At 36.9% G+C, this 8,849-nt stretch carries 8 protein-coding genes; 4 read left to right on the top strand and 4 right to left on the bottom strand.

Annotated features, from left to right (window positions below):
• Positions 1-351 (top strand): PHP domain-containing protein (locus ACTBZY_RS13590; RefSeq protein WP_463046882.1); only part of this gene is annotated, 351 nt, incomplete at its 5' end.
• Here the strand turns inward: ACTBZY_RS13590 and ACTBZY_RS13595 are convergent.
• The 4 genes from ACTBZY_RS13595 to ACTBZY_RS13610 form a co-directional block, all read right to left on the bottom strand.
• Positions 348-1,319 carry an AAA family ATPase gene (locus ACTBZY_RS13595; protein ID WP_463046883.1) on the bottom strand — a complete coding sequence of 324 codons (972 nt, stop codon included), beginning with the start codon at positions 1,317-1,319 and terminating at the stop codon, positions 348-350. The two genes, ACTBZY_RS13590 and ACTBZY_RS13595, sit on opposite strands and share 4 nt — an antisense overlap.
• Positions 1,320-1,328: 9 nt before the next feature.
• On the bottom strand, positions 1,329-2,648 hold the full coding sequence (locus ACTBZY_RS13600) for a peptidylprolyl isomerase (protein ID WP_463046884.1): 1,320 nt from the start codon (positions 2,646-2,648) through the stop codon (positions 1,329-1,331).
• A 10-nt stretch (positions 2,649-2,658) separates the two neighbouring features.
• Entirely contained in the window at positions 2,659-4,983 is a 2,325-nt protein-coding gene (locus tag ACTBZY_RS13605; protein ID WP_463046885.1) for a peptidylprolyl isomerase, read from the bottom strand.
• A gap of 85 nt (positions 4,984-5,068) precedes the next feature.
• Positions 5,069-6,103, bottom strand: a complete 1,035-nt coding sequence (locus ACTBZY_RS13610) for an agmatine deiminase family protein (RefSeq protein ID WP_463046886.1) — start codon at positions 6,101-6,103, stop codon at positions 5,069-5,071.
• Positions 6,104-6,362: 259 nt separating this feature from the next.
• Here ACTBZY_RS13610 and ACTBZY_RS13615 point away from each other — a divergent pair, with 259 nt between their 5' ends.
• The 3 genes from ACTBZY_RS13615 (at position 6,363) to rplC (ending at position 8,700) form a co-directional block, all read left to right on the top strand.
• On the top strand, positions 6,363-6,920 hold the full coding sequence (locus ACTBZY_RS13615) for an RNA polymerase sigma factor (RefSeq protein WP_463046887.1): 558 nt from the start codon (positions 6,363-6,365) through the stop codon (positions 6,918-6,920).
• Between the two features lie 9 nt (positions 6,921-6,929).
• The gene (locus ACTBZY_RS13620; RefSeq protein WP_463046888.1) at positions 6,930-7,613 is read left to right on the top strand and encodes a DUF2695 domain-containing protein; all 684 of its coding nucleotides are present in this window, start codon (positions 6,930-6,932) and stop codon (positions 7,611-7,613) included.
• A gap of 469 nt (positions 7,614-8,082) precedes the next feature.
• The gene (gene rplC / locus ACTBZY_RS13625; protein WP_463046889.1) at positions 8,083-8,700 is read left to right on the top strand and encodes a 50S ribosomal protein L3; all 618 of its coding nucleotides are present in this window, start codon (positions 8,083-8,085) and stop codon (positions 8,698-8,700) included.
• Positions 8,701-8,849: the final 149 nt, after the last annotated feature.

Consider the following 8,849-nt stretch of genomic DNA (forward strand, 5'->3'; position numbering starts at 1 on the left):
GAGAACCCTTATACGACCATTCTAGGCCATCCTACCGGTAGATTATTGCTTTCTAGAAAAGGTTATCCTCTGGATTTTAAAAAGGTGATTGATGCCTGTGCTGCCAATAAGGTGATCATGGAAATTAATGCCAGTCCTTATAGATTAGATATAGATTGGAGATGGATTCCCTACTGTTTGGAGAAGGGTGTCATGCTTTCTATTAATCCTGATGCTCACAAGATAGAAGGCTTCCAGGATATGCATTATGGTGTGGCTGTGGCCAGAAAAGCGGGCTTAACCAAAGACATGACATTTAATGCCTTGCCTTTGGAGAAGTTGGAAACCTTTCTTAAAAGTAGAATGGTTTAAAGCATTTTATTGATAATAGTTTCTATAGAAACACCTTCGGCTTCAGCCTTAAAATTTCTTACTAATCTGTGTCTAAGAACCGCGATAGCTACAGCTTTTACATCTTCAATGTCTGGAGAGTATTTGCCGTTTATTAAAGCATTGCATTTGGCGGCAAGAATTAGATTTTGCGAGGCCCTAGGTCCAGCACCCCAGTCTAAAAAGTTTGTAGCTTGTTCTGACGCTCGGTCTGTTAAGGGCCTGGTTTTGTGAACTAAACCTACCGCGTATTCTACTACGTTATCTGCCACTGGAACTCTTCTTACCAATTCTTGGAAATAGAGGATTTCCTCGGCCGAGATAACTTCGTTTACCTTGTTTTTCTTTCCAGAAGTAGTGCTTTTTACAATCGCCAGCTCTTGCTCATAAGACGGGTAGTCTAGATACACCATAAACATGAATCTATCTAACTGAGCCTCTGGAAGAGGGTAAGTACCTTCTTGCTCTATCGGATTTTGAGTTGCCAATACAAAGAAAGGCTTTTCTAATTCATGTTTCTGTCCAGCTACAGTAACAGCATATTCCTGCATAGACTCTAGAAGTGCAGACTGCGTTTTAGGTGGCGTTCTGTTAATCTCATCTGCTAAAATAATATTGGCAAAAACGGGACCTTTTATAAATCGGAAATTCCTTTCGTTATCTAAAGTCTCGGAGCCTACTATATCCGATGGCATCAAATCTGGCGTAAATTGAATTCTATTAAAATTTAGATCTAATGCATCCGCAATAGTCTGAATTAAGAGCGTTTTAGCTAAACCTGGCACACCCACTAAAAGACAATGTCCTTGACAGAATATAGCGGTTAAAAGAAGACGAACAGTCTCTTCTTGGCCAACAATAACCTGAGCTATTTCTTTACTTAGTTTTTCATAAGCCAGCTTTAATGCATCGGCCGCTTCTACATCAGATTTGAATTCTAATTTTGCCATTGTATGGGTTTATTGTTCGAATAGTTTACAAACGTTGTAATCAGGATCAATTTTAATATAAACTTCGGAAATCGCTTCACCAAACCATTTCTCAATTTCTATATTTCTCTTGTTCATTAGAGCAAACTCTCTAATTTTTTCATAATCGTCACTGATATTGATCTTATGAGGCGAATACTTCTTTTTTAGATATACAAGTCTCATACCAGTTTTTCCGTCAGGGGTTCTATAAGCAATTGGCGGGGTTATAGAACCTACTTTCATAGAATCTATCGTGAAGTATAAATTAGGCTCCATAGAAAGGTCTAGGGCCATCTTATCGCTTCCCGTGTTAGGGTCATTGAGTACACCACCTGTATATTTTGAATTTTCGTCTTCGCTGTGAAGTTTTACTGCTTTTTCGAACTTCAGGGTGTCTATCACAATTAAATTTCTCAAACTGTCAAGAAAGTGCGTAGCATCTGTCATGTCTAGTCTGCTATATTCTGGTCTAAGCAGAATATGTCTGGCATGATATTCTTGACCCCTAATTTCCAATAATTGAATAAGGTGAAATCCAAAATCACTTTCTACCACATCACTTAGTTCATTGGGTTTCAATCTCATGGCCGTGGCTTCAAATTGAGGCACCATTTGTCCTCTTTTTGCCCAGCCTAGGTCTCCGCCATAACTTTTAGAGCCTTGATCTTCTGAGAACTCTTCAGCTAAAGCCTCAAATTTCTCTCCCGATTCTATTTTTTTCTTGATATCTTTTAGTCTATCAACCAATTCGTCCTTTTGGGATATCGTAAGCTTCGCAAGTCGCACCAAATGACCCACCTCGACTTCAGATGGAATGGTGGGTAAACTATCCTTTGGAATAGCTGAAATGAACTTTTTGACCTCGTGAGGAGTCACGGTTAGCCCATCCGTTATAGCATCTTGCATTTTCTGAGCCGTTAATTGTTCAGAAACTTGCTTTCTTACCTCACCTTTGAGGGTTTCTAAAGACTTATTGAATTGCTCTACAATATTCTTCTCATTTCCGTATATCCTAACCATTTCCGCCATTCTAGCATCAAGCTGATTTTCAACCATAGTCGGTTCTACAATGACAGAGTCTATCTCCGCTTTTGCGACTAAAAGTTTCTGAACGGCAAGCGATTCTAGAGCTTGACATTTGTCAATGGCCTGACCTTGTTCTTTGGAACGAACAATGAGCTGCTCAACCTCAGATCTTAAAATATAGTAATTGTCAATCTTAGCGATAATCTTGTCCACATTGGTTCCCACCATCTGTGATTGAGCCAAGAAAGGCAATATTAATAAGAGAAATACTTTCTTCAACATAAATGTAATTTTACAGATTCTTTTGCTTGTAATCAGTATAAAGTTTTAATAATTCTTTTCTATTTAGTTCGGCCGGATACTTAACGATTAAATCCTTTTTTAGTTGCTCTTTAAGCTGGGATTGATAATCTGATACAACAGTACCAAAAGCCTCTTTAAAAGTCTTTGCACGGGCTGGATTTATAGCCTCTATTTCAATTCTATAAAAATTGCCATCAGAAGCCGCTTCAAAAGAGCCTAGCTCCCAAGACGTAGCGTCTATAAGGGCGTTTTCTCCTTTGTAATACTCGCCTATGGTAATTTTGAGGCTATCACTTTCCGTATTTAGCACATGAGCGACGTCCGTCTTTTGGGTGGTAAAAAACTGAAAACTAACTCTTTGATTCTGTGTCCAATCAAACCTATCCGATAGCCTTGATGTACCATAATCATATTCTCTAATTTTTGTAATACCAACCCCAATCTTCTTAAGGTAATTCACAACCTCCTGAATTCTTAAATAGGAAGTGTTGACCTCTTCATTGACATCTCTATGTCCTCCTATTTCAACCACATAATTTGAATTGTTATCCAATAAGATGGAGAGTCCTGTTAGCTTTTTCTTAATATCATCTGATAGCAGGCTTTCGTTCTTCTCAAAGAATATCGGAAGAATACCTCTTTTTAGTCTATACGGAGGTTCGCCTTTGGTTGTTTCAAAATATTTATCTAGTAACACTTTGTGATGTGTTTCTATAATAGTGGCCTTAGCTCTTTTTGGGAGTTGATATCTAGATAAGTTCTTTATGTAATATTGACGAATTCCAAGGCTATCAGAAACAGACTTCTCGTAAAGTTCCTTATTTAGAAAGTTGCTATTGACTAGGTTTTCTTTATAAGCACTGGCCATATAGGCAAAATCTTTATTCCATTTACCAAGATTTTTTAGAATAGCCTCTTCTACTTTAGCGGTTTTAAAGTCTTTATAGTAGAACCTTAAATACATTTCTGGCGTAAAATCTTCAAATTGCTTCTCAAAGGTTTGCTTGTCTTCTGCATACCTATAAAAATCTAAATTGGTGAAGCTCTCACTGGCAACCGTTAATAGCACCTGAAGTTTAATATTCGTTTTATTGATTTTCCAGTTTCGCTCAATAATATCTTTATTAGCGGTTTTTAGAATTTCATTGAATACCTCAAAATTCTCTTGCAACTGGAGCTGTTCCTCGTACTTTTTAAAACTCTGATCTTTAAGGTATTCACCTCTAGAATCGGTCGTGATTTTTTTTACAATAAATGGCTCTAGCTTGTCATAAGATTCTAAATCTTGTTTTTCAATCAGTTTTATCACATGCCAACCCACATCTGTTCTGATAGGTCTTGATACTTCACCTATTTTTAACCCGAATGCTGCGTTTTCAAAACTCTTTTCCTTTCGGCTACCAATAGAAAATGATTCTAACAGACCACCATTACTTTTGGAGTAGGGGTCATCAGAATTTGCTTGGCATATCGCTTCAAAGCTGCCACCTCTTAAAATTAGGGTGTACAAAGAGTCTATATGATTTTTTTGAAAAGTATCAAAATCTGGCTCTGAGTTTTTAGGAACGGCCTTAAGAATATGTTTTACGATCGCCTTGCCACTAAATGGTCTGGTATTGTTAACCTTTAAAATGTGGTAACCTGCTTTAGTTCGTACAGGTTGAGAAACTTGACCAATTTTGGTTTGATAAGCAGCGTTTTCCAATGGGAAAAGTAACTGAAGAGCGGAAAACCACCCCATTTCACCACCATTGTTTTTGGTATTGATATCACCAGAATGTACTTTAGCAAGAGAGTCAAAAGGCATGCCTTGCTCAGCCATAAGTTTGTAAGAAAGAATTCTCTTGAAAGCGGCATCAGTATCTTCTGGAGAAGCAAATTCTGAAATCGGTATAAGAATGTGAGAAGCGTTTACTTCTTTTTTCATTCTTTCGTAAGTAATTCTTGCCAGATTATTGACCAAGGAAGTATCTTGTGTAAAGCTTTGAGCTACAATGCTTAAGTAGGAGTTTATTTCCTCGTTTATAGCGTTATCATCAGCATAACCTTTATTAGAAGCTTCTAGATAAAGTCTCTTTTGAAATAATATCTCGTCAATGATTTCCTCAAACTTACTGGTATCTGTTAGTAAATAAGAGTCCAAAATGTGTTCGAAATTGGTGCTATCATATTTAATATTACCCAAAGTCAAAACGCTTTCAGCTTCAGGTATTTTGTCCGAAGAAATAGCTTTGTTAGTTGCTAGTTTTTCAGTTTTACATGAAATTATGACAGAAATAAGAAATACGAAATAAAAAAATCTTTGTATGGGCATAAATGTTTTGCCTAAGAATAAGTCTTTGTTAAATAAGCCGCAAAAGTCGGTATTTATTGCCAAAAAGAATCCTTTTTAACAAATATTATACTTCGGGCTCCTGCTGAGAAAGGCAATGCAGGCTGCCTAAACCCCAAATGATCTCTTTTGAATCTATGCCAATAATGTCTCGTTCTTTAAAGCATGATTGAATAATGTCTAAGGCTATGTCGTCATTCTTGCATTGATAGGTAGGAACTAAAACCTTGCCATTGCAAATGTAAAAATTGGCATAGGATGCAGGAAGCCTGACTCCTTGATCAATGACGGGAGAAGGCATAGGCAATTCAATTATATTTAGTTTGTGGCCATTTTCCATTCTCATGGCTTTTAATTGTTCCAAATTTTCTGAAAGTATGGCATGGTTATCATCCAGTCTGTTTTCCTCCATGACCGTTAAAACCGTATCTTGGTTTACAAACCGTGTTGTGTCGTCCACGTGACCGTCAGTATCATCTCCTACGATGCCATCTTCTATCCAAAGTATCTGTTCTACGCCGTAATAGTTTCTAAGATACGATTCTATTTCTTTTTGGGAAAGATGGGGGTTTCTGTTTTTGTTTAATAAACAGGATTTACTGGTCAATAGTGCACCAGCTCCATTAACTTCAATAGATCCCCCTTCCATAATAATACCTGGCTCATATATTTTTAAACCTAATGTTTCAGCGACTCTCGAAGGAATTGCATTATCATCATTAAATGGAGGGTATTTACCACCCCAAGAATTATATCCCCAATTAATGATGGCCTTTTCTTTAAGGTCTTTATTAATCACGAAACTAGGCCCATGATCTCTACACCATGAATCGTTGGTAGGGAAATCATAGAGTTTAATATTTGTTTGAGGTATGTTCCTTTGGATTAATTCTTCCTCCACAATTTTTCTTACCGACGAATTAGCGACATTGATACAGACTTCTTCGTTTTCTGAAATTTCTTTAATAAACTGGAAATAAGAAGGGTATATTTTTGGTAGCCTATCCTCCCATGTTTCCACATTCCAGGGAAAGCTAAGCCATGTGGCCCTATGTGTGAGCCATTCGGCAGGGAAAACAAAATTTTCTTGTTTTGGAGTCATTATTTAAACGAAATTGAGAAGTATTTTTATGAAGCGACAAATTTAATTTTTTGAAATCTATAGTTTCTACAAAAATCTTTTATTTATTTTGCAAGTATTATGCATGCATAATACTTTGCATGGGCGTTTTGCGTCTGTGTAAGAGTGGTTGAATAAATGATTGGTAGAAAGGCGGAAGATTTTGTCTCCCGTCTTTTTTATTGTCCTGTGCTCACCCATTGTAAGTTTTTCATTTAAACCTAGTATCTTGGTGCCCTTAATGGCGACCTCAACAAAAAACATACAGATAGAAGAGACCGAACTTCTGGCACTGCTACAAAAGAAGGATAAGACTGGTTTTGATATTCTTTATCAAAACTATTCCAATGCTATTTATGGTATCATAGTCAGGATGCTAAAAGATGAAAATGAATCTAATGACTTACTTCAGGAGACATTTGTTAAAATTTGGTCCAAAATAGATACCTACGACAGGAAAAAAGGTAAACTTTTCACTTGGATGGCTAATCTCACTAGAAACTTGGTGATTGACAGGATAAGATCTGCTGATTATAAAAACCACAATCTTAAAAATTTCGTAAGAGATAATAGCGTAGGGATTTTAGATTCTAAATATCAGGCTAACCAGTCCATAGATGTTATAGGGCTGAAAGGTCTGGTAGAAAAGTTGAAACCCGAATTAAAGGAAATAGTTAGTAAAATATATTTTGAAGGCTATACCCAAGTAGATCTGGCAGAGGAGTTAGGAATACCTTTAGGGACATTGAAAACAAGGCTTAGGGCAGCAATTAAGATGCTTAGAGAAAATTTTGATTAGATTATAATAATGAAGCAATATGAATTTGAAAAAGGAGATTTGGAGCTATTGGCTTTAGGTTTACTTTCGGAGGATATCGAACAAAAGGTGGTTGCTGCTATGGAAAACGATCTTGAGCTAAGATTGGAATATGAGGCAATAGAGGATTCTCTTCTAAATTTGGCACTGGAGAATGAAATTAAAACGCCAGAGAAACTGGGAGGTGAAATCTCGGATAAGATTTTTTCGAAGAAGAAACGGTCTGTTTTTTCAATAGTCTTAAATTCCACCATCTTTAGGGTAGCGGCGTCTGTCTTGCTTATTGGAAGCGTTTTGGGCAACATTTATTTTGTGAAAACTAAATCAGCTTCAAATGAGGTAAGCTCTTTAGATATTCCAGAAAAGTTGGTACTTGGTTCATTGCCCTTTGAACAAGATACATTTGAAGAGATGTTTGCCTTCCTTTCGTCTGAATTAGCAGAGAATCCTTGTGAAATGGATTTTAGAACGACAAAACATTTTTTGGAAATACATCATTTGAATACGCCAGAAAACATAAAGTTTCTTCAGGAGCATAATGGACACTGTGACTGCGAAGTGTTAATGAACGTGGCACAGTACTTTCCAGAGAGTAGATACCACCATGGTTCTGTGTTGCCAAAAACGCATATGCGTTCTAAAGAGATGGCGGTGTCTTTTCTTAGCGTCCCTTAAAAAGTGCCCTAAGAGTCAATCGCAGGCTTTTTTACATTTTTCGGATGAAGTTTCAAAATATATTGAAAATTTTATGGAATATGTTTTCTGAAATCGAAAAATGTTCTACCTTTGCGGTTCAATACGACGGAGAGTATCTCCTTTTAATGAATTAGGCGAAGTCGCATCCTCGCGAAACCGCTCTAATTCCGACTGTGAGAAAAAGATGTAAGAATTCTTTTTTAAGTATTTAAACAGTCTCCGATTCGCGTGTAAGAAAATTTGGGAAATCATCTCAAGGTAACAAGTTGTCACCCTTAAATGGCGGCTTACCTGAAAAGGTTTGAGATGCAAAGTTCATGTTGACTCGTTGTCAACCTCTGATATTATAATTTTTACTCATATTCGCTTGGATAAGAGGGCAGAAAGTATCATTTTTGCACCCCGTTTGAGAGAATAGAGAATTTTAAAGCGAAAATAAAATAAGACGATGTCTGGAATTATCGGAAAAAAAATTGGCATGATGACCATCTTTGAAGGTGGTGCTGCCGTTCCTTGTACACTTATTGAGGCTGGCCCATGTGTAGTCACTCAAATAAGAACTCAGGAAACTGATGGCTATAAAGCTATACAGTTGGGTTATGGAGAGAAGAAAGAGAAGCGTACTACTAAGGCTCTTCAAGGTCACTTCAAAAAAGCTAACACTACTCCTAAAAGAAAGTTAGTAGAATTCAAAGAATTTGAGGCTCAGTTTAATCTTGGTGATGTCATCAAGGTAGAAGACGTATTTGCTGAAGGTGAATTTTTGGATGTAAGCGGAAAGACAAAAGGACGTGGTTTCCAAGGTGTTGTTAAGAGACATGGTTTTGGTGGTGTGGGTCAATCAACTCACGGTCAGCATAACAGAGCTCGTCACCCTGGTTCTATTGGTGCTTGTTCTTATCCTGCAAGAGTTTTTAAAGGTTTGAAGATGGGTGGTAGAATGGGTAATACCAATATCACTATTCAAAACTTGAAAGTTCTTAAAGTTATGTCTGATAAGAATCTGATTTTAGTTTCTGGTTCAGTACCGGGTCCTAAAAATTCAGTAGTAACATTACATAAATAATAATAAGGTCGAATTCTAACGACATCGAAAAAATAGAAATCTAAAATGAAGTTAAAAGTAATAAGCAAAGAAGGTAAAGAAACCGGTAAGGAAGTAGAACTTTCTGATGAGGTTTTCGGAATTGAGCCTAATGAGCATGCCATTTGGAT

The sequence above is a fragment of the Arcticibacterium sp. genome, from assembly GCF_055134445.1.

Bases quoted from the DNA above. Each gene is read 5' to 3' on its own strand.
- ACTBZY_RS13595 (WP_463046883.1), bottom strand. From the start codon at position 1,319: ATGGCAAAATTAGAATTCAAATCTGATGTAGAAGCGGCCGATGCATTA.
- ACTBZY_RS13600 (WP_463046884.1), bottom strand. From the start codon at position 2,648: ATGTTGAAGAAAGTATTTCTCTTATTAATATTGCCTTTCTTGGCTCAA.
- ACTBZY_RS13605 (WP_463046885.1), bottom strand. From the start codon at position 4,983: ATGCCCATACAAAGATTTTTTTATTTCGTATTTCTTATTTCTGTCATA.
- ACTBZY_RS13610 (WP_463046886.1), bottom strand. From the start codon at position 6,103: ATGACTCCAAAACAAGAAAATTTTGTTTTCCCTGCCGAATGGCTCACA.
- ACTBZY_RS13615 (WP_463046887.1), top strand. From the start codon at position 6,363: ATGGCGACCTCAACAAAAAACATACAGATAGAAGAGACCGAACTTCTG.
- ACTBZY_RS13620 (WP_463046888.1), top strand. From the start codon at position 6,930: ATGAAGCAATATGAATTTGAAAAAGGAGATTTGGAGCTATTGGCTTTA.
- rplC (WP_463046889.1), top strand. From the start codon at position 8,083: ATGTCTGGAATTATCGGAAAAAAAATTGGCATGATGACCATCTTTGAA.